This window comes from Brooklawnia cerclae (assembly GCF_011758645.1).
GTDB classification, from domain to species: Bacteria; Actinomycetota; Actinomycetes; order Propionibacteriales; family Propionibacteriaceae; genus Brooklawnia; species Brooklawnia cerclae.
Window position 1 is genome coordinate 2,093,263 of sequence record NZ_JAAMOZ010000001.1, and the last position, 22,985, is coordinate 2,116,247.

General features: G+C 68.9%; 36 protein-coding genes and 1 tRNA gene. All 37 read left to right on the forward strand.

Translation table 11 applies throughout. The features are described from left to right. The first annotated feature begins 22 nt into the window (after positions 1-22). Positions 23-211 (forward strand): hypothetical protein, encoded by a 189-nt coding sequence (locus tag FB473_RS09670; protein WP_167166850.1) that lies wholly within the window; start codon positions 23-25, stop codon positions 209-211. Beyond that, on the forward strand, positions 208-423 hold the full coding sequence (locus FB473_RS09675) for a hypothetical protein (protein ID WP_167166852.1): 216 nt from the start codon (positions 208-210) through the stop codon (positions 421-423). Before FB473_RS09670 ends, FB473_RS09675 begins: the two co-directional genes overlap by 4 nt. Further along, positions 408-644, forward strand: a complete 237-nt coding sequence (locus FB473_RS09680) for a hypothetical protein (RefSeq protein WP_167166854.1) — start codon at positions 408-410, stop codon at positions 642-644. The genes FB473_RS09675 and FB473_RS09680 overlap by 16 nt, the downstream gene beginning before the upstream one ends. Continuing rightward, positions 641-1,327 (forward strand): type I-E CRISPR-associated protein Cas6/Cse3/CasE, encoded by a 687-nt coding sequence (locus tag FB473_RS09685; RefSeq protein ID WP_341770084.1) that lies wholly within the window; start codon positions 641-643, stop codon positions 1,325-1,327. Before FB473_RS09680 ends, FB473_RS09685 begins: the two co-directional genes overlap by 4 nt. Further along, positions 1,324-2,085 carry a hypothetical protein gene (locus FB473_RS09690; RefSeq protein ID WP_167166858.1) on the forward strand — a complete coding sequence of 254 codons (762 nt, stop codon included), beginning with the start codon at positions 1,324-1,326 and terminating at the stop codon, positions 2,083-2,085. Before FB473_RS09685 ends, FB473_RS09690 begins: the two co-directional genes overlap by 4 nt. Beyond that, complete coding sequence (locus FB473_RS09695; protein ID WP_167166860.1) at positions 2,054-2,458, forward strand: hypothetical protein; 405 nt, start codon at positions 2,054-2,056, stop codon at positions 2,456-2,458. The genes FB473_RS09690 and FB473_RS09695 overlap by 32 nt, the downstream gene beginning before the upstream one ends. Further along, a complete protein-coding gene (locus FB473_RS09700) occupies positions 2,458-3,336 on the forward strand; it encodes a hypothetical protein (protein ID WP_167166863.1) in 879 nt (292 codons plus the stop codon). Before FB473_RS09695 ends, FB473_RS09700 begins: the two co-directional genes overlap by 1 nt. After that, positions 3,333-3,959 (forward strand): hypothetical protein, encoded by a 627-nt coding sequence (locus FB473_RS09705; protein WP_167166865.1) that lies wholly within the window; start codon positions 3,333-3,335, stop codon positions 3,957-3,959. Before FB473_RS09700 ends, FB473_RS09705 begins: the two co-directional genes overlap by 4 nt. Then, on the forward strand, positions 3,956-4,192 hold the full coding sequence (locus FB473_RS09710; protein ID WP_167166866.1) for a hypothetical protein: 237 nt from the start codon (positions 3,956-3,958) through the stop codon (positions 4,190-4,192). Before FB473_RS09705 ends, FB473_RS09710 begins: the two co-directional genes overlap by 4 nt. Continuing rightward, a complete protein-coding gene (locus FB473_RS09715; protein WP_167166868.1) occupies positions 4,183-4,953 on the forward strand; it encodes a hypothetical protein in 771 nt (256 codons plus the stop codon). Before FB473_RS09710 ends, FB473_RS09715 begins: the two co-directional genes overlap by 10 nt. Beyond that, positions 4,950-5,273: a hypothetical protein gene (locus tag FB473_RS09720; protein WP_167166870.1), complete on the forward strand. Its 324-nt coding sequence runs from the start codon at positions 4,950-4,952 to the stop codon at positions 5,271-5,273. Before FB473_RS09715 ends, FB473_RS09720 begins: the two co-directional genes overlap by 4 nt. Then, positions 5,270-5,935, forward strand: a complete 666-nt coding sequence (locus FB473_RS09725) for a hypothetical protein (RefSeq protein ID WP_167166872.1) — start codon at positions 5,270-5,272, stop codon at positions 5,933-5,935. The genes FB473_RS09720 and FB473_RS09725 overlap by 4 nt, the downstream gene beginning before the upstream one ends. Continuing rightward, positions 5,935-6,381: a hypothetical protein gene (locus FB473_RS09730; RefSeq protein ID WP_167166874.1), complete on the forward strand. Its 447-nt coding sequence runs from the start codon at positions 5,935-5,937 to the stop codon at positions 6,379-6,381. The genes FB473_RS09725 and FB473_RS09730 overlap by 1 nt, the downstream gene beginning before the upstream one ends. 65 nt (positions 6,382-6,446) lie before the next feature. Further along, a complete protein-coding gene (locus FB473_RS09735; RefSeq protein WP_167166876.1) occupies positions 6,447-7,115 on the forward strand; it encodes a hypothetical protein in 669 nt (222 codons plus the stop codon). A 226-nt stretch (positions 7,116-7,341) separates the two neighbouring features. After that, on the forward strand, positions 7,342-7,728 hold the full coding sequence (locus FB473_RS09740; RefSeq protein WP_167166878.1) for a RusA family crossover junction endodeoxyribonuclease: 387 nt from the start codon (positions 7,342-7,344) through the stop codon (positions 7,726-7,728). Then, positions 7,725-8,048 carry a DUF4326 domain-containing protein gene (locus FB473_RS09745; protein ID WP_167166880.1) on the forward strand — a complete coding sequence of 108 codons (324 nt, stop codon included), beginning with the start codon at positions 7,725-7,727 and terminating at the stop codon, positions 8,046-8,048. The genes FB473_RS09740 and FB473_RS09745 overlap by 4 nt, the downstream gene beginning before the upstream one ends. Before the next feature lie 202 nt (positions 8,049-8,250). Then, on the forward strand, positions 8,251-8,448 hold the full coding sequence (locus FB473_RS09750; RefSeq protein ID WP_167166882.1) for a hypothetical protein: 198 nt from the start codon (positions 8,251-8,253) through the stop codon (positions 8,446-8,448). A 54-nt stretch (positions 8,449-8,502) separates the two neighbouring features. After that, positions 8,503-9,270 carry a hypothetical protein gene (locus tag FB473_RS17680; RefSeq protein WP_208390512.1) on the forward strand — a complete coding sequence of 256 codons (768 nt, stop codon included), beginning with the start codon at positions 8,503-8,505 and terminating at the stop codon, positions 9,268-9,270. Beyond that, complete coding sequence (locus tag FB473_RS09760) at positions 9,267-9,767, forward strand: hypothetical protein (protein WP_167166884.1); 501 nt, start codon at positions 9,267-9,269, stop codon at positions 9,765-9,767. The genes FB473_RS17680 and FB473_RS09760 overlap by 4 nt, the downstream gene beginning before the upstream one ends. A 70-nt stretch (positions 9,768-9,837) precedes the next feature. Further along, positions 9,838-10,482: a hypothetical protein gene (locus FB473_RS09765; RefSeq protein WP_167166886.1), complete on the forward strand. Its 645-nt coding sequence runs from the start codon at positions 9,838-9,840 to the stop codon at positions 10,480-10,482. Continuing rightward, positions 10,479-11,417 carry a hypothetical protein gene (locus FB473_RS09770; RefSeq protein ID WP_167166888.1) on the forward strand — a complete coding sequence of 313 codons (939 nt, stop codon included), beginning with the start codon at positions 10,479-10,481 and terminating at the stop codon, positions 11,415-11,417. The genes FB473_RS09765 and FB473_RS09770 overlap by 4 nt, the downstream gene beginning before the upstream one ends. A gap of 457 nt (positions 11,418-11,874) precedes the next feature. Beyond that, positions 11,875-11,946 (forward strand) — tRNA-Asp (locus tag FB473_RS09775). 53 nt (positions 11,947-11,999) lie between these two features. Then, positions 12,000-12,344, forward strand: coding sequence for a hypothetical protein (locus FB473_RS09780; RefSeq protein ID WP_167166889.1), 345 nt, complete (start codon positions 12,000-12,002; stop codon positions 12,342-12,344). Positions 12,345-12,438: 94 nt separating this feature from the next. After that, entirely contained in the window at positions 12,439-12,684 is a 246-nt protein-coding gene (locus FB473_RS09785) for a hypothetical protein (RefSeq protein WP_167166891.1), read from the forward strand. Positions 12,685-13,034: 350 nt separating this feature from the next. Further along, positions 13,035-14,519 (forward strand): phage terminase large subunit, encoded by a 1,485-nt coding sequence (gene terL, locus FB473_RS09790; RefSeq protein WP_167166893.1) that lies wholly within the window; start codon positions 13,035-13,037, stop codon positions 14,517-14,519. Positions 14,520-14,529: 10 nt separating this feature from the next. Continuing rightward, on the forward strand, positions 14,530-16,014 hold the full coding sequence (locus FB473_RS09795; RefSeq protein WP_167166895.1) for a hypothetical protein: 1,485 nt from the start codon (positions 14,530-14,532) through the stop codon (positions 16,012-16,014). After that, positions 16,011-17,045 (forward strand): phage minor head protein, encoded by a 1,035-nt coding sequence (locus FB473_RS18470; protein WP_167166897.1) that lies wholly within the window; start codon positions 16,011-16,013, stop codon positions 17,043-17,045. Before FB473_RS09795 ends, FB473_RS18470 begins: the two co-directional genes overlap by 4 nt. Before the next feature lie 129 nt (positions 17,046-17,174). Beyond that, positions 17,175-18,383 carry a hypothetical protein gene (locus FB473_RS09805; protein WP_167166899.1) on the forward strand — a complete coding sequence of 403 codons (1,209 nt, stop codon included), beginning with the start codon at positions 17,175-17,177 and terminating at the stop codon, positions 18,381-18,383. A gap of 10 nt (positions 18,384-18,393) precedes the next feature. Next, positions 18,394-18,825 carry a hypothetical protein gene (locus FB473_RS09810; protein ID WP_167166901.1) on the forward strand — a complete coding sequence of 144 codons (432 nt, stop codon included), beginning with the start codon at positions 18,394-18,396 and terminating at the stop codon, positions 18,823-18,825. A 13-nt stretch (positions 18,826-18,838) separates the two neighbouring features. After that, positions 18,839-19,987, forward strand: coding sequence for a phage major capsid protein (locus FB473_RS09815; protein WP_167166903.1), 1,149 nt, complete (start codon positions 18,839-18,841; stop codon positions 19,985-19,987). Between the two features lie 19 nt (positions 19,988-20,006). Continuing rightward, a complete protein-coding gene (locus FB473_RS09820) occupies positions 20,007-20,405 on the forward strand; it encodes a hypothetical protein (protein ID WP_167166905.1) in 399 nt (132 codons plus the stop codon). Then, a complete protein-coding gene (locus FB473_RS09825; RefSeq protein ID WP_167166907.1) occupies positions 20,387-20,806 on the forward strand; it encodes a DUF6093 family protein in 420 nt (139 codons plus the stop codon). Before FB473_RS09820 ends, FB473_RS09825 begins: the two co-directional genes overlap by 19 nt. After that, positions 20,803-21,162, forward strand: a complete 360-nt coding sequence (locus FB473_RS09830) for an HK97-gp10 family putative phage morphogenesis protein (protein ID WP_167166909.1) — start codon at positions 20,803-20,805, stop codon at positions 21,160-21,162. The genes FB473_RS09825 and FB473_RS09830 overlap by 4 nt, the downstream gene beginning before the upstream one ends. Then, entirely contained in the window at positions 21,159-21,557 is a 399-nt protein-coding gene (locus tag FB473_RS09835; RefSeq protein WP_167166911.1) for a hypothetical protein, read from the forward strand. The genes FB473_RS09830 and FB473_RS09835 overlap by 4 nt, the downstream gene beginning before the upstream one ends. Further along, positions 21,557-21,805, forward strand: coding sequence for a hypothetical protein (locus tag FB473_RS09840; RefSeq protein ID WP_167166913.1), 249 nt, complete (start codon positions 21,557-21,559; stop codon positions 21,803-21,805). Before FB473_RS09835 ends, FB473_RS09840 begins: the two co-directional genes overlap by 1 nt. Continuing rightward, a complete protein-coding gene (locus tag FB473_RS09845; RefSeq protein WP_167166915.1) occupies positions 21,802-22,329 on the forward strand; it encodes a phage tail tube protein in 528 nt (175 codons plus the stop codon). Before FB473_RS09840 ends, FB473_RS09845 begins: the two co-directional genes overlap by 4 nt. 94 nt (positions 22,330-22,423) lie before the next feature. Beyond that, positions 22,424-22,945 carry a hypothetical protein gene (locus tag FB473_RS09850; RefSeq protein ID WP_167166917.1) on the forward strand — a complete coding sequence of 174 codons (522 nt, stop codon included), beginning with the start codon at positions 22,424-22,426 and terminating at the stop codon, positions 22,943-22,945. Positions 22,946-22,985: the final 40 nt, after the last annotated feature.

Sequence of the window (22,985 nt, forward strand, 5' to 3'; positions counted from 1 at the left end):
CCGATCGGTCGGCGGATGGTGCGTGAGGAGATCCGGCGAATGCGAGCTGTCCCGCGCCGGGAGGTGGGGCAGCCCGGAGCGCTACCAGCGCTGGCAATACCGGTTCGCCAGCTATCCGGAAGCACTCGCGGCGGCACGATCGGCGTCCACGTCGATGGTCGTCAACGGCATGACGTGGGACGAGTACAAGGCGTGGGCAGAAAGCCGATGACCAGCCAGCCATGGGCGGACGCCGTCCGCGAACTGCGCGTCCATGTCGAGGAGATCGCCGACATGCTCGGCCCGCTCGACGCCTGCAAGCCGATCGAGATCTACGCCACGCAGCCGGACCTCGGCATCTACCGCGCGCAGGGCTGGCGGTGCGAGCGGTTCGACACCTGCCCGGAATGCCTAGCCAAGGAGGAACGATGGCTGATTACGTGAGCTACTACACGCCGACCGACGATGAGATCCGGGCGTCCACGACGAGGCTCGGCGCATGGAGCGGGGACGCCTACGACCGGTGGCTGGCCGCCCACGACGCTGCACTACGGAAGTCGATCGCGGCGGCCATCGAGGACTGCAACGACCACTGCCACGACCAATGGGACGAAGCGATCACCCTCGCCGCCAGCATCGCTAGGGGTGAGCCGCCGACCACATGATCACCTACATCGCAGGACCCATGACAGGCCTCCCGGACCTCAACCGGGAGGCCTTTTTCGTGGCCGACCAGAGAAAGGAGACAAGCGTGGACGGCATCGTCCTGACAAGACTGTCCCTCACGCCACAAGGCATGCGCGTGCCGATCAGGGAATGGCACACCGTCATCGCCACCTCATCGAAGAACACGTCCGGGGACAGAGCACTGTGGGCGTGGCCCGACCGGGCCACCATCCTCGTGCAATCCCCGGCGCCGGGCATGCTCACCGACATGCTCACCGGCCTGGCGACCGTCACAGCCAGCGAGCCACGCCGCACCGCGTTCCCGGCCGGGGCCAGAGTCCGGGTGTCCGGGCTCCTCAACCCGACGAAGACGAAGTGGGTGTACAACGACGAGCGCGTCCGGGTGAAGATGGCGCGCGGGCTGGTTCCCGAGAGTGAGTGGCCCGAGTGGGTTGCTGCTCGTCTCGATGGGGCACTGTCCGGGCTCGACGTCACCTGCCAGCGACTGCCCACGGTGCGGGCCGTCAAGCCGGGCCACGTCATCACCATGGCCAGGATGGCGTTCAGCGGCACCGCCACCGTGGATGACCCGGTCGTCCTCGACCGCCTGATCCGCGCCGGTATCGGCAAGGAGAAGGCGTACGGGTGCGGCCTGATCCTGGTCGACGGGGTGACGCCATGACCGAGACCTCGTCCACACGGCTCGTCTGGGATCTGGCCGGGCGACCGCGGATCACCGCACCGGGGACGGCCGCACACCTCAAGGACTCCCCGGGCGTGTGCGCGATGTGCGGCCACGACTCGCCGGTCACAGCGAACGCGGACCGGGCGCTCGGGAAGAACTTCTCCGACCAGGGGCATCTCCAGCGCCACGACAGCCCGGACATCTGCCCGGCATGCCTGTGGTGCGCATCTGGCAAGCCGCCGAACACGCTTCGGATGTGGACGATCGTCGCCTCACCTGGAGCCGATCTCCCGGACTCGCAGCCCAAGGCGTTCCTCCAGGACACTCCCGGGCTGTGCCTCACCTCACGGGCCAGCACGCGGCCGGTCATCGACATACTGGCCGACCCGCCGTCCGGGGACTGGCTCGTCTCTGTGGCGCTGTCCGGGCAGAAGCATGTGCTGCCGTTCGCTGCGGTCAACCACGGCAGCGGACAGTGGACGGTGCGGGTCGAGGACCACAGCGTCACCGCCACCCCGGCCCAATGGCGCCAGGTCCACGCCTGCACCCTCGGCCTGCGCAGACTCGGCGTCCCAGCCGAGGCCGTCATGGCCGGGGAACCCCAGTACGTCAAGACCCCCGACCAGCTCGCCGCATGGCGGGACCTCAACGCCGGGCTGCTGCCGTGGCTCGGCTCACCACTCCTGGAGCTCGCGCTCTGGACGATCACGAAGGACATCACCAATGACACAGCCACTTACCCTGCTGACCGCTGACGACCTCGACGACATCACCGTCGACCTGGTCTTTGCCCTGCGCGACTCCCTCACCGAGGATGTGTCCCGCCTCGACTTCTGGCAGGGACGCGCAGCCACCGCCATCGAGACCGCAGCCGCCGGTGGAGAGGCGTGGCCCCAGGCTGTCACGATCGCCGCCCGCAAGCTCCAGATCCCCCAGCTCGCGCTGGAGGCATCCAAGACCATCACCAAGCTCGGCGGGCGCATCGAGGGCCACTACAGCCAGTGGCAGGCCCACGTTGCCCGCAACCTCGTCTACATCGTCGCCCTGGCCAGAGTCGAGAACACCAGCCGCAAAACCCCCAAGCCCGACCCCGAACCGACCACCGACACCGAAGAGGCAATCTTCTGATGACCACCACCATCATCCCTGCCCAGCAGGAGACCATCAACTACACCGCCACACTGCTGTCGCCGTTCCACCACGGTGCCGGGAACTCCGGAAACACCGCCCTTCTGCGCACCCAGGACGTCGCCCAGCCCGACGGGACGGTCGCCCAGGTGCCGTTCCTGTCGGCCGCCTCCATCCGCCACGCCCTGCGCGACCGGATCGCCTGGCATCTCGTGTCCACCCTCGACCTGCGCCCGCCGGCGGTCGTGTGGTCGAAGCTCGGCGTCGATCTGCTGTGGACCGGCGGGTCAGTCACCTCCACCGGCGCTGAGGTCGACCTCGGCATGGCCCGGCGTGTTGAGGAGGTCTTCCCGGCGCTCGCCCTGTTCGGGTACTCGGCGCACTCCGACATCGTGTCCGGGACGCTGCGGGCCTCCGACGCCATCCTGGTGTGCCGGGAAAACCAGTGGCGGATCCCTGGAGCGCCGGACACCAAGCCCGCCGCAGCATGGCGGGGCGAGGAGTTCGGCACCCGCCACGACGTGGCATCCACGCCCGTCGCCACCCTGCTGGAGCAGGCCGACACCCTGCTCGGCTCCACCGTGAAGACCACCCAGATGATCTTCGACACCCAGGTGCTCATCGCCGGGGCGTCGCTGTCGGGACAACTCGCCCTCCAGCACGGAGCCACCGCCGCACACCGCACGGTCCTGGGTGCCGCGCTCGCACTGTGGGCCCCCGGCGGCGAGGCGCTCCTCGGCGCCAAGACCGCCCAGGGATACGGCCGGGCTGCCATCGCCGGGCTGCCCGATACCAGCGCCGACCTGGCGGCGTGGACCGCCCACATCGCCGACCGGCGTGACGACATCCTCCAGCTGGTCGAGGACCTCACGAGATGAGCGAGGCCCAGCCGATGGCCATCACCGCGTTCCTCACGAGCGCGGTGGTGGGCCTGGAGCGCGGCGTCATTCTCGACGGCCCGCTGTCGTACACGTGGGCGGCTCTGGCGGCTGCGTCGGGCCGCCCCCTGCCTCCGATCCGGGACGACTTCGTTGCTCCCATCCCGATGCCGTTCCGGCGGTGGGAGATGGGGGGCACATGGGGGTGGTGCTGCTCGAAGGGCACCGAGCACATCCTCAAGTGGACCGCCGTCGAGGTCCGCCGCAAGCCCGCCACCGACGCCATGGCCATCTTCACCGACCTCGCGAAGCATCACGCCGGACTCGGCCCGACCAAGGCCCGCAACACGACCCTGTCGGCCCGGATCGCCACAACGATCCGCTGGGACGCGCTGGTCACCGACCAGGCCGAGCTGCACCGGCTGCTGGCGGCGACCACCAACATTTCCGCCCGCCACCGCAACGGGTTCGGGCAGGTGGTCAAGTGGCTCGTCGAGCCGTCCCACGATACGGACGGATGGCGCAGACGGCCCCTGCCCGCACCGGGCGGGGAGATGCTGCCCGTCCGCCCGCCCTACTGGCACCGCACCACCTGGGCGCCCTGCGAAAGCCCTGCGGCATGACCGTCCGCCAGCAGATATGGGACTGGCTGCCCGCACGCCGGGACCGGCGCCGCACCACCGTCGCGCCGGTGATCGCCGCCGAACTCGGCCTGCCGGTCAGCCTCGTGGCCGCCACCCTCCTCGACATGGAGCGTGGCGGCCACGTCGTCCACGACCGGCGTGGCTCCTGGCACCGGGGCGTGCCGCTCACCAAACCAGCACCAGACCAACCGGAGGAGGGATTGTGGGACTGATCGACTCGCCAAGATTCAAGCCCCAAGACCTCGCAGCGTGGAAGAAGCTCGAACGCTACGACGCGGCATTCTCGGCTTTGCCGTCATGGGCCGGGCGCGAAGAAAGAGCCCGTAAGACGATACGAGATTTCGCGTCGGCGGGCGGATGTTACGCGTCGACGTCTTGGGGGAAAGACTCGACATGTGTCGCATTTCTGGTGGCAACCAGCGGCGTAAGGTTACCGCTGGTCTATGTGCGTATGCGGGCCTGGGAATCTCCGGAATGCCTCCAGGTCAGAGACGCGTTCTTGGCACGATACGGCGACGCGGTCGACTATCACGAATACGTCGTGGACGGCGGCATCCGCTGGTGGCAGACCGCCGAGGCGTCAGCCTTGAAAAGGCGCAGTGGTTCCCATGTCGGCGGCCAGTTCTCCGAGCCGGAGGGCGAGTTCGGGGCTCGGCATATCACCGGAATACGGGCCGAAGAATCGGATATCCGCGACCTCGTCGTCAGGCGGTGGGGCGAGGCCGGGCCGAATGCTTGCCGTCCCATAGCGCGCTGGACCGCAATCGATGTGTTCGCGTTCCTGCACCGTCACGACCTGCCTATCCATCCTGCCTATGCCATGAGTTTCGGCGGGCTCATGGATCGGCGATGGCTCCGAGTTTCCCCCATCGGCGGAATCAGCGCAGCGCACAAGAAGCGCGCCGACTGGGAATCCGCCTACTACCCCGACATCGTGCGCAAAACCCCCGAAGAGATCGGAGACATGTCATGAGATGCTCACTGCGCGGCTGCGGAAGAGCCGCGTTCAACCGCGGCCTCTGCCACACCCACTGGAACAAGGTCCGGGACCAGCGCTACACCACCGCACAGCTCCTGGAAGACGCGGCCTGGCTGTGCGGCACGGACGATCCGGACAGAGTCGCCAACCGGCTCGGCTACCAGACATTCGAGTCCCTGCGCGGCACCCTCAACCGGTTCGGGGCAACCACACTCGCCCAGGCCATCTACTGGCAGGTCCCGCTGCCCATCTACACCGACGACGCGGGCAACTGCCACGCCGTATGGCAGGAGCGGGGGGAGGTGGCCGCATGACCTGGACCCCAGGCGAGCAGGCCGCGCACATGGCTGAGCTGAAGGCCACCGTGAGGGAGTGCTCGGTGGACGGATGCGGCGGCGTCGTGCACGGGCACGGTCTGTGCCGGACGCATTACCGCGAGTGGTGGGATCACGAGCACCGCCGGCGGTGTGCGATCGCCGGATGCACACAGCCGGTGCGCAAGGACGGCCTGTGCAAGGCGCACGCCGTCAACCCGGACGCTCCCGCGAAGCCGGAGTGCGCACAGCCCGGCTGTCACCGCGTCGCTGGCCGTGCGGGCCTGTGCTCGGCGCACCGGCCGGAGATGTTCGACCAGTGCACCATCGACGGCTGCACCGGGAGGATCGTGGCGCACGAGCTGTGCCAGACCCACTACGGCCGGTGGCGTCGCGGCACGACCATCGACGCACCCGTCAAGCCGTCCTCCATGCACGCCCTCCTGGAGGACGCCGCATGGCTCGCCGGGACCGACGAGCCCGACAGTATCGCCCACAGGCTCGGCTACGCCCGCTGGATGGACGGGCTGCGCAGGCGGCTCCTGTCGGTCGGCGCCACCACCCTGGTGTGGCACATCGAGCACCGCGCCGAACTGCCGCGCACGGTCGGCGCGGACGGATGCCTGCACGCGGTGTGGCAGGCCGAGAGCGAGGCGGCGTGATGGGCGGCTTACAGGACGCGCTGGTCCCGCTGGAGCCGGAGGCGGTGGTCATCCCCGCCAAGTCCGATCCGCTGGCAGGTGTCGACATGTCCGCGCTGTCCGGGCTGGCGTTCTGCTACACGGTTGGGATGCGCGGAGGTGGGGATCGGGGAATCCGGTTCGGCTGCACCGTCGCCGACGCCATGACGTGGTGCTCATCGCCAGTGTCGGCCGGATCGTTCCTCGGCAATCCGTGGGCCTACCTGTGGACGTCGGTGGCCCGCTTCGTCGAGACCTTCGGCCCGGAGATCAGCCTCAAGGGGCTGTCCGACGACGGGCGCTGGGACGAGCGGATCGCAGACGCCGGGGTCGCGGAGATCCACCTGTGGGACTTTCCGGAATGGCTGGAGCCGCACGGTCTCCGGGTGGCCGACGTGCCCGGGCGGCCGAAACGGAGGGCGGCATGAGACAGCAAAGACGGCAAGGCGGCCCCTCCGGTGATCCGGGGGGCCTTTTCGACGAGGAGGACGAGATGAGCGGTCGCGCCGCACCGCGCCGACGCCGACCCACCAGCAGGATGGCCGAGCGTCGCCGGATCGTCGCCGCTGAGCTGTCCATCGACGCCTGGCGCGCCGAGTCGGCACAGGCCGCGCCGAGGTGGGACCGCGAGCCCGTGGCGATCACGCTGCCCGTCCTCCGGAAGGGGCGTGACTGGCACCGGGCGCTCGCCGACATGGGCGTGCCGCCACGGCTGGACGACCTCGACGTAGTCGTGCATCTCCCGCGCGGAGGATGGCAGGTCTTCACGCTGCCGCCGATGCCGGAGGCCTGCGCCTGGGTGCTCAAGGCGTCCAGGCATCCCGACGCCGCCGTGTGGCTGACCGCCATCGCCAGGATCGGGCTGCACTCGCAGCTCACGCTGTCTGAGGCGCTCGCCCTGGCCGCCGAGTGCGCGCGGCTCGACCCGAGAGCGGAGAACGCGCCGCGGAACGCCGCCGACGAGTGGGCATGGGTGGGGATCTGCGCTGTCAGCGTGTGGCAGGCGCGTGGCGCGGGCGGAGAGGGTGTGGGCGACCCCGTGCGGTGCGCCGAGCTGCTCGCAGGCCTCCGCACCGTGTGCGCCGGGTGGCAGGTCGCACAGCTGGAAACCGATCTTGAGCGGGCGAGAGCCCGGCTGAGAGACGAGAGGAGGTGGAGATGAGCCAGACCGCTGAGACGCTGCGGCGAGCTGATCCTGAGCCCCACCGAGTGAGCCGCGAGTCCGACTGCTGCGCCAACGGGCATCGCTGGACACCTGACACCACCCGCTGGCGATTCCGGGCTCGCGGCGGGCGGCACGGCTCCGGATGGGAGCGGGACTGCCTCGTGTGCAAAGCCGTGTCCGAGGGGAGACGACGGAAACTGCGCGTCGGGGAAAGGACTTACCAGTGACCCAGACCTTCACCCTCGACATACCGCGCGCGTGGTGGCTGTCGTCCAACCAGCGAATCCACTGGGCCACCCGGGCACGCCGCACGGCCACGCTCCGCCAGCTCGCCTGGGCGCAGGCCAAGGCCCAGCGGATCAGGCCCGCCGACGGCAGGGTCCGCATCACCGCGACCATCCATAGCAAGACCGGCGGTCGCTTCGATCCCGCGAACGCGTATCCGACGATCAAAGCGCTAGTTGACGGTTTAACCGACGCGGGAGTGCTGGTGGACGACAGCTCCCGCTACGTCGTCGGGCCGGATATGAGAGCCGGGGAGGCCATGCGGGAGTTGGCCGCCGGATGGCACCGCGTCGTGCTCACCATCGAGCCGTGGGAGGAAGCATGAGCCCGCAACGCATCCAGCGAAAGCGCACGAAAGGCTGGCGCGCCCCCGAGGGCGCCGTCTATGTGGGGCGCGGGAGTAAGTGGGGGAATCCGTACCGGGTGACCGGCGCGACAACCGCTGTTGATGCCGTCGAGCTGTTCCGCGACTTCTTGCGCCGTGCGCCTATCGGTGAGGACGGCGCGACCGTCTATGACGACATTCGCCGCGAGTTGCACGGCAAAGACCTCATGTGCTGGTGCGCGCTCGAAGACGGACACGGCAATCGAGCGCCCTGCCACGCCGATGTCCTGCTTTCCATTGCCAACGAGGAGGAATCATGACGCGTTCGCCTACCCGCAGGCTCGTGTGGACATGGTACTGCGACCGCTGCGGCCGTGGGAGCGAGGACTTGGCGTGGGAACAAGGCGGGCTTCCGAGACCGGACGAGATGCGCAAGCGCGGATGGTACATCGCGCCGAAGTGGGGCGACCTCTGCCCCGACTGCGCCGTCAAATTCCCGGGGTGGTACCGGAGCTGGGACGAGTGACCGCCACCAGAGCCCCCCGCCCCGCCATCCTCGCCATCGAGCCAGGCGACCTGTGGGCAGCGGCAGCCATCGTCCGGGTGGCCGGGCACAGCAGAGGCGTGGGGCACCTCGTACGGCTCGCGGAACGGCTCCAGGAGGCGGGCGACCGGGTGTGGGAGCAGGGCGGGTACGGGCGTGTGGAAGAGGAGGATTGAATGCGCATCAGATCAACCAAGCCGGAGTTCTGGCGGTCGAGGCGGATTGGCTCGGTGAGCTGGGACGCGAGGCTCGTACTCAAGGGTCTTGAGTCTTACGTGGACGACAACGGGGTGGGCCGCGACGACGTGGCACTGATCGTCGGAGAGGTGTTTCCTCGCGACATGCTCGCGAGCCCTCGCGAGACTGTCGCGAGGGTGTCCGAAGCAATTTCCGAGCTTCGGAAGGCCGGTCTGCTGTGGCGTTACCAAGCTGGAGACGACGACCTGCTGTTCATCTCCTTCTGGGAAGAGGTGCAGCGCATCGACAAAGCCAGCAAGGGGCGTTTGCCCAGGCCAGACGGCACTTTCGATTATGGCGAGTCAGAGATTCGCGAGAGTGTCGCGAGCCCTCGCGAGACCCTCGCGCCTGGAACAGGGGAACAGGGGAACAGGGGAACAGAGGAACAGGGTAAAAAGACTCTTGCTCAACCCGAGGTTGAGCGCTTGCTCGATCCCGGCCGATTCGACGACTTCTGGACCGCCTACCCCCGCAAGGTCGGCAAGCAGAAAGCCCGGGCCAAGTTCGCCGCCGCCACCAGGCGCGCCCCCGCCGATGCCGTCATCGCCGGCGCCCAGTCCCTCGCCGCAGATCCCAACCTGCCGCCCGAGCAGTACATCCCGCACCCGTCGACGTGGCTCGAACGCAACGGCTGGGAAGACCCGCCCCTGCCGCAACGCCACGACAGACCAGCCCAACTCGTCGGCGGACTCGATGCCGACGGCTGGGCGGCCATGCACGCCAACGCCGTCGCCCACGCCAGCGAAAGGACGCCCCAATGACCCCGGACGACATCGTCACCCTCATCGCATACGTGTCCGCGCTCTGCCCCGGGCAGAAGGCCAACACCATGGTCGGCGCGGCATGGCTCGACGCGCTCGGAGACATCCCGCTGCCGCTGGCCAAGCGGGCCGCCTGCGAGGTCGCCAAGCGTCAGCCTTTCGTCGCCGTCGCCGACATCCGGTCGATGCTCACCCGGATGCGCAAGGCAGCCAGCCCCCACGTCAGGGCGGCGGTCAACGAGATCGAGGGCGCCTACCCCAGAGATCCGGACGTGGACTGGCCCGGCTGGTGCAGGTGGCGCAACCAGCGGGTCGCGGCACTCGTCGACGGGGCCATCGTGCGGGACCTCGTCCGCTTCAGCGAGGAGATCCGCGAGAGCACCACGACGGTGGACGCCGACGCGCTGCCGCTCAGGGCAGTCGAGACTGCGCCGACAGTGGACCGACGCGCAGAGCTTGCCGAGATGCTGCACACGCCGAGGGAGATCGCCGGATGACAGCACGCAGCAGCAACCACACCCACAGGCCCGCCATCGCGCGGGCCTTTTTCGTGCCCGAGGAGGCGTGATGACAGGAGACGAGATGGGCCAGAGCATCGTGACAGGCGGAGACGAGCCCCAGCGTCGTGTCTGCGGGGCCAGAAAGCGGCAGGGCGACGGGACCTGCGCGAGACCGGCCGGATGGGGCACCGACCATGTAGGGATCGGCTCGTGCAAACTCCACGGGGGCTCGACTCCGATGCAGCGCCAGAGGGCCGCGCTCATCCGTGCCGAGCGTGACGTGACCGCGTTCGGTGGCCGCCTGGATGTGACGGCTCCCGAGGCCCTGCTGGAGCTGGTGCAGACGAAGGCGGCGGAGGTCGCCTACTGGGACCAGCGGGTGTCCCTGCTCGACGACGACGAGCGCGCGGGCCTGCTGGTCGCGCAGACCGACAGGGGGTCCGGGCCGATGGGTCCGGTGGATACGACGACGAGCAAGGCGGGTGCGCACGTCTACGTCGTGATGCTCCACAAGGCGCAGGACCAGCTGGCCGCCTACGCTGCCGCCGCGATCCGTGCCGGGGTCGACGAGGCCATGGTGCAGATCGCGACAATGCAGGCGGCGTGGCTGATCCCGCACAGCCTGCGCGTGGCCCGGCTGGCGCGGCTGCACCCGGATGCCGACGAGCAGACGATCGTGCGGATGGCCATCGAGGACGGGAGGCAGGGGTGAGCGACCGCAGGCGTGAGCCGTGGGACTACCAGGACCTGCACTACTTCGGGCGGGCCGACGTGCCGGTCCTGGACTCGGGGACGGTGTGTGCGTGCGGACGTTTCGCCGGGGACGCGTTCTGCTGCCCCAGGTGCGCCGACGACCTGGAGCGCTGCCTGGGTGACGTGCCCGCCCTGGTCGAGGACCTGGAGGTCGCGGCCCAGAGACGCGCGAGAGTGACGATCGCGGCCCCGCCGCGGACGGTCCGCCGGGACTCGCCGCACCTGCTGGACGCCGAGCCGCACTGGTGGCGCTGGCCCGCCGACGCGCAGGACGTACCGGCCGCCGAGGCCATACGTCGCCGCACAGCCTCAATTCTGGCCTCAGGACGGCCTGATAACCCCAGGGCGGCACAAGTGCTAGCCCAGCTTCATGCGAGCCTCACAGGGGCCATTTTGGCCCTCCTGGAGCCCATCGGGAAAACCTACGACGGCGACCCGTCCACCGTCGGCATGTCCCGCTGGCTGCTCGCCACCGCCGCCTCGGTGCCCCTCAGCCCCGCCGGACCCGACATCGTCCACGACATCGTCGGCGTCCACGACCAGGCCCTCCGCCTGATCGACAACGCCGCAGAGCGCACCGACTGGGGACCCTGCGAATGCGGCTCCCCGGTGCTCATCCCCCACGGCCTGCGCTACTGGCGATGCTCGTGCGACGCGTGGTACGACACCGAGCAGCTGGAGGCCGACCGCGCCGGGCGCATCACCGCATGGGCAGCCGACAAGGTGCTGACCATCAGCGAGATCGCGGCGGTCACAGGCGCCAAGCCCAAGACCGTCCGCAAGCGCATCGACCGCGCCGGGCTGGTGCCGTCCGGACGCGTCGAGGTCGAGGGCCGGACGGTCGCCATCTACGCCATGGCCGACTACCTCGCCGCGACACGCAAGGGTGCTTGACACGCCTGTCGCACCAGGGTGTGCTACGCTATCGGCGTCTAGCCGGAACTGTGGAACCCACGGGACCGGCTTTTCTCACGCCCCCCGCCGCCCTTGGGGCAAACGAGGTTCAGCGGCGGAGGCAAAAGCTACCCACAATAGCGGCCTGGCGACGATCGCGCCGGGCACAAACACGCCGCCACGGTCAAGCGTGGATCGGGCGTCATAGCGCGCAGCACCCCGGCACTGACTCACCGCTGGCCACGGCGAGCAGTGCCGGGAGGCTGCGGCACACGGGCCGCATGGGCATTCGGCTGGCCGAGAGGCTGGCGTCATCCGCGTTCGACTCGCGGGCGGTCCACCCACGTCGGAGCGAGCTGATCCCTCGCGGCAGCAACGAGCCGGTACGCACAGCCGACGGTGCAGGCCGGACGCGGTGATCGGCGCGGAACCGATCGACCACAAGCGTCGTGCGGTGACAGGTGTGGGCCAGCCTGGTCAGATGCCGCCCTCATCGAGGGAGACGCCCGTTCAAATCGGGTCACCTGTCGCTGCACGCAACCTCAATCCAACCCGCCCGCGATGGGCAGGCAGGAGCGCGTGATGCCGAAGGAACGCCAGTACGACAACAGCCAGTCCGTCGAGGTCGGATGGGCCAAAGACGGCCAGCTCGTCACCGTCAGGATCGACGAGACCGTGACCGTCCAGACCGTGCCCGGAGACGCGCAGCGGACCGAGCCCGCCATAGCCATGTGGCAGGCAACCAGCGCCGACCAGGTGGACGCGCTCATCGAAGCGCTACGCCGAGCCAAGCGGCAGGCGTTCGGGGTGAGCGAACCTCAGCCGGTCGTCAACGTCGCCCACGTGAACGTCGACGCCCGCCACGTCGAGGAGTCCATCCGGCGAGCGGTCGGCGTCGTCACCTGCGGCGACGGCGTCACCAGCTAACCCCACACACGTCCCGCCCGGGTCGATCACGCGCCGCATCGGGGTCGGCGCGAGTGCAGAATCCCCGGGCGGGGCTCAAACCCAGGAGGCCGCTGTGAGCGCTGAGACCAAGGCCCGCCTGCAAGAGGCGATCCACGAGCACATGGCCGACGAGTACGACGCCCAGTGCGTCGGGGCATGGCTGGTCATCGCGGACACCTCCGACGTCGACGACCTCACCAAGGGCAACGCCCAGGTGCAGATCGAGTTCGCCGGATCGATGTTCACCATCCGGGGGCTCGCCGAGGCCTACCGCGCGCTCGACGACCGGACCTGGAACCAGCCCGACCCGGACGACTGACGTGTGCACTTCGTCACCCTCGACGCACTGCTCGCACACCTCGCGACCTTCGAGGAGCACGTGACACCCGACTGCGTGATCCCCACCAACCGCGAACCCGTGCCCGATTGCCCACGATGCGGCTGTCCCATGGTCGGCAGGCCCTGGCGGTGCCCGATGTGCGAGGCATCGAGGGACTGGGACTAGAGCTTGGCTGACCGGCGTCAACGGGCGCGGGCAAGGCACCAACCGAAAATGCCCGAAGGTTGCCCAGGGGGTTTCACGCCCGTCCTTTCGCCCCCGCACACGACATCCTGCGCCGGTCAGCCACACATGCGACAGCGGGAGGAGCACCAGCCGGGAGGTGACCCGTGTCGATCCCCTCGGCCACCGCCGACGCCATGCTCGGCATGCTCGACGCGGCCCAGCACGCCGACGCCCTCACCCCCGGTCAGATCGCCACGCTCATCGACCCCCGCACCGTGCAGACTCCGGCACTCGACCTCATCGACGCCGAGCTGGATCGGCTGCTCGCCACACCTGACGGGCGGCTCGGGATCTCGATGCCGCCGCAGGAAGGCAAGACAACTCGCGTCGTCCGCGACTTCGTCATCCGCGCACTGGAGCGCAACCCCGACACCCGCGTCGTCGCCGGCGCCTACAACCAGAGCCTCGCCAACCGCAACGGCCTGATGATCCGCCGTGCTATCAGCTCGGTGCCTCAACTCGGGCTCGCGATCTCCCGCGACAACGGCTCCAAGCACGAGTGGGAGCTGGAGGGCCATCGCGGCGGCGTCCTGTCTGTCGGACGCGGCGCCGGTGTCGACGGTCGGCCAGCCGACATGATCGTCATCGACGATCCGGTGAGCCGCACCGAGGCCGACTCGGAGCTGGCCCGCGACGACTGCTGGGACTGGTGGACCGAGTCGCTGTCCGCCCGCCTCGCCCCCGGCGCACCCGTCGTCGTCATCATGACCCGCTGGCATGAGGACGACCTCATCGGCCGCCTGGTCGAGCGCGACACGCACGCGGGCTGGCGCATCGTCAACATCCCCGCCCAGTGCGAGGACCCGGCCACCGACCCGCTCGGACGCCAGGCGGGCGAGTACATGATCTCCGCCCGGCGCAACAGGGACGGCACGCCCCGCACCCGCGAGCAGTGGGAGAGCAGGAAGCGCACCGTCGGGTCGCGCGTCTGGAGTGCCATGTACCAGGGCCACCCGAGCCCGGCCGAAGGCGGACTGCTCAAGCGGGACTGGTGGAAGCGCTACTTCACCCCGCTGTGGACGACCCGGGACGACGGGTCGTGCTGGGCGATCGGCTTCGACGAGCTGCTTATCTCCGCAGACCTCGCGTTCAAGGGCACAACCACCTCCGACTATGTCGCGATCGGCGTGTGGGGCAGGCGCGTGAATGACGCCTACCTCCTCGACCAGGTCCGCGAACAGCTCGATTTCGTCGGCACGCTGCACCACCTGGTCGCCCTGTGCGCCAAATGGCCACAGGCGACCCTCAAGCTCGTCGAGGACAAAGCCAACGGTCCGGCGCTCATCTCGATGCTGGCCAAGCGGATCGTCGGAATCGTCCCCATCAACCCGACCGCCGGGAAGGTGCAGCGCGCCGAAGCGTGGGCGCCACTGGCCGAGTCCGGGCACGTGTGGCTGCCGTCCGACGAGATCGCTCCATGGGTCGGCGACTACATCGAAGAGCTGGCCGGATTCCCGAACGCGGCCCACGACGACCAGGTCGACCAGACGTCGATGGCTCTCGACCGGATGATCCTGCGCCCACTGCTCGACGAGGGCCGCGAGATCGACGCGACCGACGACTACGACGACTACCGGATCGGGTACTGAGGAGGGCGGAATGGCGAAGCACGCAAATCAGTCCCCCACCCTGGACGACCTCGCCGCAGGCTACGAGTCGACGATCGCCGTCCTCCAGGAATCCCTGGCCGATGTGCAGCGCGTCATGGACCGCGACAATCTCGGCTGGATGGAGCTGTCCGTCCTCAACGACGGCGGCTTCGACGCCGACTTCCGCCGTAGGCAGGCGGCACGCATCCTCGTCGCCGCCACCGCGAACCCGATCATCAAGCGCGGCCTCGCGCTGCGCGGGGCGTTCGTGTGGGGCGGCGGGGCGGCCATCACCGTCCGCGACACTCCAGACCAGGGGCAGGACGTCGGAGCCGTCGTGCAGGCGTTCCTCGACGACCCGCAGAACCTCCCCGTGATCGTCGACACCGACGCCCGCATCGGGCTCGAACGCGACCTCGGGATCGTCGGTGAGGTCGTGCTGTGCCTGCCGACCGATCCGGTCACCGGACGCGTCCGCGTCCGCAAGATCAAGCCCGACCAGATCACCGGCATCCGGGTCGACCCCGAGGACGACGCCGCCGAGCAGCTGTATCTTCGCCAGTGGTCCACCGCGGGCACCGCCCAGCCGATGAAGGCATGGTACCCGGCGATCAACTACCATCCGTCCCAGCAGCCCGGCGAGATCGATGGCGCACCGGTCATGTGGGACCAGCCGATCAGATTCGTCCGTGTGAATCAGGTGGGAGACCGTGGCGTCGGCGACGCGTTCGCCGCCGTGCCGTGGGCCGACGCCTACAAGCGCTTCCTGGAGGACTGGGCGCAACTCATGCGCTCACTGTCCCGCATCGCCGTCCAGCTCCGCACCCGGGGCGACAAGACCGCGCAGGCTGCCGCCCGCCTCGCCAGATCCGCGCAGGGCGACGCCGGGCAGGGTGTAGCCCTCGACCCGACCAGCCAGCTCGAAGCCGTCTCCACCTCAGGTGCCCGGTTCGACGCCGACTCCGGCCGCCCGCTCGCGGTTATGGCTGCCGCAGCCCTCGACCTGCCTGTCACCACGCTGCTCGGCGATCCTGGCGTCACCGGTGCCCGGGCGGTTGCCGAGCAGGTGTCCGACGACTCCTGGGCGGCGTTCGACGTGCGCCGCGACCTGTGGCGCAACGTCCTGCGCGACATCTGCGGATACGTCATCGACTCAGCGGTGACCGCGCCTGCGGGACCGCTGCGCGGCACCGTCACCCGTGACGGGGACCGCCAGCGCATCGAGCTTCCCGACGGCGACGGGTGCACCGTCGAGATCGAGTTCCCGAAGCGGGTCAGCGATTCGGTCCTTGACCGCATGAAGGCGATCCAGATCGCCGGACAGTCCGAGACGCTGCCGCCGCTGCACGAGCTGCGCATGTACCTCCAGGCCCTGGACGTCAAGGACGCCGACGAGATCATCGACGCCGTCACCGACGAGGACGGGAACTTCATCCCCCTCGACGTGCTCGACTCCCGCGTCCGCCAGATGATGACCGAGCGGGGCGAAGCGTGAGCGTCAACGCCGCCACCGTCAGGCAGGCGCGCGCCGCCCGGATCGCCCTCGACGACACAGTCGACGCCGCCACCCGGGCGCTCGCCTCGGCGTGGGCGTCGGCATGGGAGGAGATCGTCGACGAGTGGTCGGCGGCTGTCGACGAGGCGATCGGAATGAGTGACGGCGGCTGGCCCGCACGCGGCCCGATCCTGCGGGCACGCCGCGCCACCCGCGCACTCCAGCACACCGCCGAGCAGCTCGAAGAACTCGCCCGGCAGAACAACGCGACCATCACCGGCGACCTGCGGGGCCTCGCGGACCTCGCCGACGAATGGGATCGCAAGCTCATCGTCACCCAACTGCCGGACTCCTCGGTGTCGGCCGTGTGGGAGCGTACGAACCCCAAGGCCCTCAGCACGATCGTCAAGCGCACCACCCAGCAGGTCGAAAGCCTCACCCGACCGCTGCCAGCCCAGCAGCGCGCCGTCATGAGGTCGACTCTCATCCGGGGTGTCGCGATCGGGCAGAACCCGCTCGACGCCGCCGACCTGATGTTGGAGCGCCTCCACGGATCGTTCCTCGGTGGGCTGCACCGGGCAGAGGTGATCGCCCGCACCGAGATGCTTGACGCCTGGCGCGCGTCCGGTACACAGTCCCGGCTCACGGTCGGCACCGACGTCCTGGATGCCGTCATGTGGTCCGCGCAGAAGTCAGGCAAGACGTGCCCGGCGTGCCTCGCGATGGACGGCACCAGGTTCCCGATCGACACCGAAGGCCCGAACGACCACCAGTGCGGGCGCTGCTCTTTCATCCCGGTCACCAAGACGTGGGAGGAACTCGGATTCCCGGGTCTCAAGGAGCCGACCGCCACCTATGTGACCGGCCGCGAGTGGTTCGACAAGCAGTCGGGCCGCACTCAGGAGCGAATCATGGGCGCCGAGCGTCTCCGCCGTCTCCGGTCCGGCGAACTCGACTGGGACGCGATGGCCGTGACCCGCCGCTCGGAGGCGTGGCGGGACTCGATCGGGGTCCGCCCTCTGGTGGCGTAACCGTCCAGTCCCCGCACAACTCGCACTCGTACTCCTCCAGTGCGCCGTCCAGCCCGAGCGTGAGCGCGCGCAGCCGCCACATGTGCTCGTGGTCCACCCGCACACCATAGCCCGAGAGGGGAAAGCCGCATGCCGAAGTCCGCAGCCCTCAGCACAGTCTCCATCAGCGAGGCGGTCGGCAGCGTCGACGCCAGCAAGCCGGGCCGCCTGCTCATCCGCATCATCGACGAGGGTGAGGGAGCGTCCGGCTACTATCCGGCCGCCACCCTGGAGGCAGCCGCCACCGACCGGGTCTTTCCGAAGGGCACCCACGTCTACCTCGATCATGCGACCGCGATCCGGCGCGGCCCGAACGGCGAACGGAGCGTGCGCGACCTGGTGGGCACGCTCGCCGAAGACGCCCGCTACGTGCCGGAAGCGAAAGCGCTCGACGCCGAGGTGAGCGTGCGCCCGTCGTACCGGCAGATGGTCTCCGAGATCGCCCCCGACGTCGGCCTGTCGATCAGCGCGTCCGCACAGATCGGCGCACCCATGCCCGGCCAGACGGCCCGCACCATCACGCGCATCGTGGAGGCCGAGAGCGTCGACCTCGTCGTCGCCGCCGGACGTGGCGGGGCCGTCCTCCAGGTCATCGAGTCAGCGATCGCCGGAGCCACCGAGGCGACAGCCGACGACCGCAGGCGGCAGCTGGAGCAGGCCGTCGCCGCCGCCTATCGCGATCCAGAAAACGACGTCTGGGCCGGACTGCGCGACTTCGACCCGGATACGCAGGTCGCCTACATCTACATCTCCGATCGCCTCTACGCCCAGCCCTACGAGGCCAGCGACGACGGCCTGACCGTCACCCTGACCGGCGAGCGAACCGAGGTCGCCGCCGTCACCACCTACGTCCCGGTCGCACCGGCTGGGCTCACAGAAACACAACCAACCAAGGAGGCAGCAATGCCCGAGATTCCCCAGGAGCGCCTCGACGCCCTGCTGGAAGCCGAAAAGCGGGTAGGCGCGCTGGAATCCGAGCACGCCGCCCTCGTCACCCGAGCCGAGACGGCCGAGACCGAGCGGGACTCCGCAAGGACCAAGCTGGCCGAGTCCGCCCGCCGAGCCGAGATCGAGAAGAAGGTCACCGCCGCGTGCGAAGGCAAGCCCGCCGCGATGCTCACCCGCGTCGCCGAGCGCATCCCCGCCGACGCCGAAGACCTCGACAAGGCGGTCGCCGAGGCTCTCGCCGCCGAACAGAAGTACCTCGCATCGCTCACCGAATCCCGCATCTCCGGATTCGGGCCGTCCACCACCACCGACACCCCCAGCGGCAAGCATCGCACGCTCTGGGACAAGTGAGGAGCTGACCATGGCCACCAACATCACTTTCAAGCCCGGCGACCACCAGTCGCTCCCTGTGCCCGCGGGCACCAAGTCCGGAGATCCGGTCCGCGTCGGCGTCCTAAACGGCGTTGCTGTGACCGACGTCGCAAAGACGGACGTGTCCCCGTTCAACACCGACGGCACCCGCAACACCGCCTACAACGCGGGCGGTGGCAATCCTGACGGCTACGCGTCCGTCTGGCTCGTCGGCGCGCCCACCTTCAACGTCACCGGGACGGGCATCACGCCCGGCGCCGCCATCTACTTCAACGCTGCGGCAGCCGCCGGAGCGCCGAAGCTGACCGCAACCGACCCCGGCGGCGTCGACGCGCTGCCCCGGTTCGGCGCAGCCCTCACAACGGGCGTCGCATCCGGCACCGCCGGCGTCCAGTCCGTCGTCGTCCGCATCGAGAACTGAGGAGCCGCACACCATGAGCACCATTGAACTCATCAACGGCGCCGGATCCGAGAAGGCCGACGACAGCGCCTTCTTCGCCGGCTACCGGAAGCCCAGCCACTACGCCATCGGCGAGTCTGCCGTCGAGCGGGCGAATGACTTCCTCGTCCGCATCGCCGAGGGGCGGGCCGACCACCAGCAGATCCACGAGGCGTTCTCCACCTCGGACTTCACCATGTCCGCGTTCGCTGCGATCGACACCCGCCTCCGGCAGGCGTACGCCGAGCTGCCGAGCGTGTGGCGGCAGTACACCGACACGCTGACCGTCAACGACTTCCGGCCCACCCGGCTGCTCGACAAGTGGTCGAACATTCTCGGCCTCAAGCTCGTGCCCGAGGCCACCGAGTATCCGGCGGCGGCAGGTCAGGACTTCGACCAGTGGTGGATCTCGGTCGTGAAGTACGGCCTGACCGATGGCATCACCTTCGAGTCGCGGATCAACAACGAGGCCATCGGTGAGATCGAGAACCTTCCCGGCAAGCTCGCCCGCGCCGCGCAGGAGACCGAGACCATCAACGCCCTGTCGAACCTCCTGACGATCGATCCGGAGACCAACCTGGCCTCCGACGTCAACACGTCCTTCTTCAAGGCCGGGAACGGCAACGCTCCCACGGCACTGCCGCTCACCGCCGAGAATCTGGACGCCGTCATCGACACGCTGCTCGCGAAGAAGTCGCGGCGTGGCCGGTTGATGGCCGCCCCGGCGCTCCAGGTGGTCATCCCGCGCGCCCTGGAGAACCAGGCGAACCGTATCCGCAACCTGAGGCAGATCGAGAAGACCACCGGCGACACCAAGGAGGTCTACGACAACTACCTCAAGACCGTCGACTTCGTGGTCGAGCCGATGCTCGACGCGATCCTCACCCACGCGAACGCGGCCACCACGTGGTTCGTGCTGCCAAAGACCGGCTCGGTCCGCCCCGCCTCGTTCGCCGCGTTCCTGCGCGGCTACGAGACGGCCGACGTGCGGGTCAAGGCGGACGCCGGGCAGAGCGTCGGCGGCGGGGCTATCAGCCCGCTGGAGGGATCGTTCGACATCGACACCATCCAGTACCGCGCCCGCCACATCGTCGGCCATCAGGTCGGCGACCCGACCTTCACCTACGTGTCTCGCGGGGCCTGACTGAGGGAGGCGTGCGGACGTGGACCAGGATGAGTACCTGCGCCGACAGGCGCTGATCGACGACGGGACCATCACCTACGTCCGCACGCTGATCTCCGACGACGGCGCCACGCAGATGTTCACCGACGACACGCTGGTGGACCTGGTGGCGAGGTCGCGGTGGTCCCCTCTGCTCGGCGCAGCGGCGGCACTGGACGCCATCGCCTCATCCGAGGCGCTGACGTCGAAGAAGATCACCACGCAGGACCTGTCCACCGACGGCCCGGCGGTCGCCGCTCAGCTCCGCAAGCATGCGGAGGCCCTGCGCCAGCAGTACAGGGACGAGCAGGAAGACGCCGCCTGGGGGATGGACACCTTCGACATCGGACGCGGCCACCACCACCCGCCCGAGGCGACCGAATGGCCATGGCTATGGTGAGCGTCCCCGTCCTGCCACCCGGGTGGGTGGAGCACCACCGGGCCGTCGTCGAGGGATTCTTCGAGGGCAACGAGATCCTCGTGGAACGCAAGACCGGACAGGTGAGCGTCGACGAGGCGACCGGCGCCCAGACCCCGGAGTGGGCGGAGGTCTACCAGGGTCCCGGACTGATTGAGTTGTCAACAGCTAGCGTCCAGGATGCCGACTCGGCGGGTGTCGCCGTCGTCGTCAGCCGCTACGTGGGCCGCATGCCTATCGACGTCATCACCGCTGTCGGCGACCGGGTGACCAGCGTCAAGTCGCACGACTTGAAGATGGTCGGCCAGCGGTTCGCCGTCCGCACGGACGAGACCCAGGACCTGGCCGTCGACAGGCAGGTCACCCTGGAGCGCGTCTCATGACCACCGTCAACTGGGACGCATCCGAGCTGAACGCCCTTGCCGCCGACCTCGGGAAGGCCGGGTATGAGGCGACGCGGAAAGCACAGCTCGCCGTCGCCAAAGCCGCCTTCGACGTCGAGGCCCAGGCGAAAGAGATAGCTCCCGTCAAGACCGGCGCTCTCAAGGCCTCGATCGGCGTCGGCATCTCCAGCGACGGCCTGACCGCAGAGGTTGGCCCGACCGTCGAATACGGCCCCGAGGTCGAGTACGGCACGTCCCGGATGGCACCGCGCGCCTATCTCGGCCCGGCCCTCGACGTCGTGGGTCCGAGCTTCGCCGCCGCCATCGAGCAGATCGGGGGCGAGATCCTGTCATGAGCCAGGCAGCCGAGATTGAAGCGCTCCTGACCGCTGCGCTGCCCGAGGCGATATCCGTCTACGACGGGCGCATTCCCCGCAACGAGGATGGCACGCCGCGCAACGCCGACGGACCTTACGCCGTCATCTACGGCGGCGCCCAGAATCCGGAGAACCGCCGCTACGCCGCCACCTCTCAGACTCGCGGGAGCGTGTGGCAGACCGTATGCGTCAACAACTCTCCGGAGGGCGCACGGTTCGTCTCCGACCTTGTCGTGGCGGCCCTCGACACCGTCATGCTCGGCGACTCGATGATCGCCTGCCGCAGCGTCTCGGACCCGCTGGAGAACCGCGAGGACCCCACCGAATGGCGCTGGTCCTGCACGGTCGAGTTCACCCACCACAAGGAGCCCTGATGGCAACCGTTTTCAAGCGATACCGCACGCCGACCGGCGCGCACGTGACCGTGTCCGAGACGTTCGGCACCAAGCGCGGCTGGACCGAGCTTCCGAAAGAGGCCGCCCTCGACGTGAACGGCAAGCCACGCCCGCCGATCCAGCCGGAACCGGTCAAGTCCAAGAAGAAGACGACGGGCGCACAGGCCGCCGACACCAACACCAGCAACACGCCTGAGGCAGACGAGGGCGGCAAGGAGGAATCATGAGCGTCACCTACCCGATCCCCGTCGACCCGCCCGGCATCTCCGCGCGCGGAAAAGGGACCGTCCTGTTCGTCCCGTCGATCGCCAACCTCAGCGCGCCCACGGTCGCAGAGATCAGCGCGGGACTGAACCTGTCCTGCGCCATCTACGCCTTCAACGTGACTCCCACGCAGAACGCGGTCAGCAAGGCCAAGTACTGCTACGCCACCGAGGTCCAGCGGGCTGGGACACCGTCGTACGCCATCGATGCGATCGTCTACGACTACGACCCGCAGAACCTCGACGCCGGCGACTACGGCTACTACGCCGAGCTGGCCCCCGGCACCAATGGATACCTCATCGACCGGCGCGGACTGACCAGGGACGTGGCCGCAGCGGCAGGACAGAACGTCGACATCTACCCTGTCGAGCTCGGAATCCAGGGCCGTGTGGCCATCGATCCGACCGCAGACGGCGAGACCCTGCGCGTCACCCAGGGCGTCTTCGTCATCGGAGATCCGGCTATCGACACGGTCATCGCCGCCTGACCCAGACCGGACGGGCCGCCGCTGTGAGGGTCGGCGGCCCGTCCACTCCCCCAGCCCTCACGCCCAGAATCACACGAACCAGGAGAACCCTCACGTGACTACTGCCAAGCCCAGCTACGCCGATCTGCTCGCCAAGCGCGTCTCCACGGGAGCCCGGCAGATCATCCGCGAGAAGGTGTCCCTCGATCCCGCGCTGTTCGCCGACCTGGAGGACGCCCGCCAGGCCATGTACGCCGAGCAGCTCAAGGTCAAGGACGGCAAGCCGACCAAGGCGAACGGCGGCCCGCTCAACGCAGCCAAGGACCGCGTGGAGGCCATCGAGCAGCAGATCCGCGACTCGACCATCGTCGTCACCCTGCGCGCGCTGTCTGCCGACCAGCTCATCGCGGTGCAAGCGGGGGTCGTCGACGAGACTCCGGTGGTCGACGTGTGGCGTGCCCGTCTCGCGGAGGCGTTCGCGGAGGCGAAGACCCCCAGCGGCGACGCGATTCCCGAGATCGGCAAGGGCGAATGGGCTCAGTTGCTCGCGACCGTCGCCACCGGAGAGTTGCAGAAGTGGCACAACGACCTGGAGAAGGCCGGTAACGCTCCCAGCTTCCCTACATTCGCGAAGTAGTCGGAGGAGATCCGGCACTTCGCGCTGACATCGAGACCGC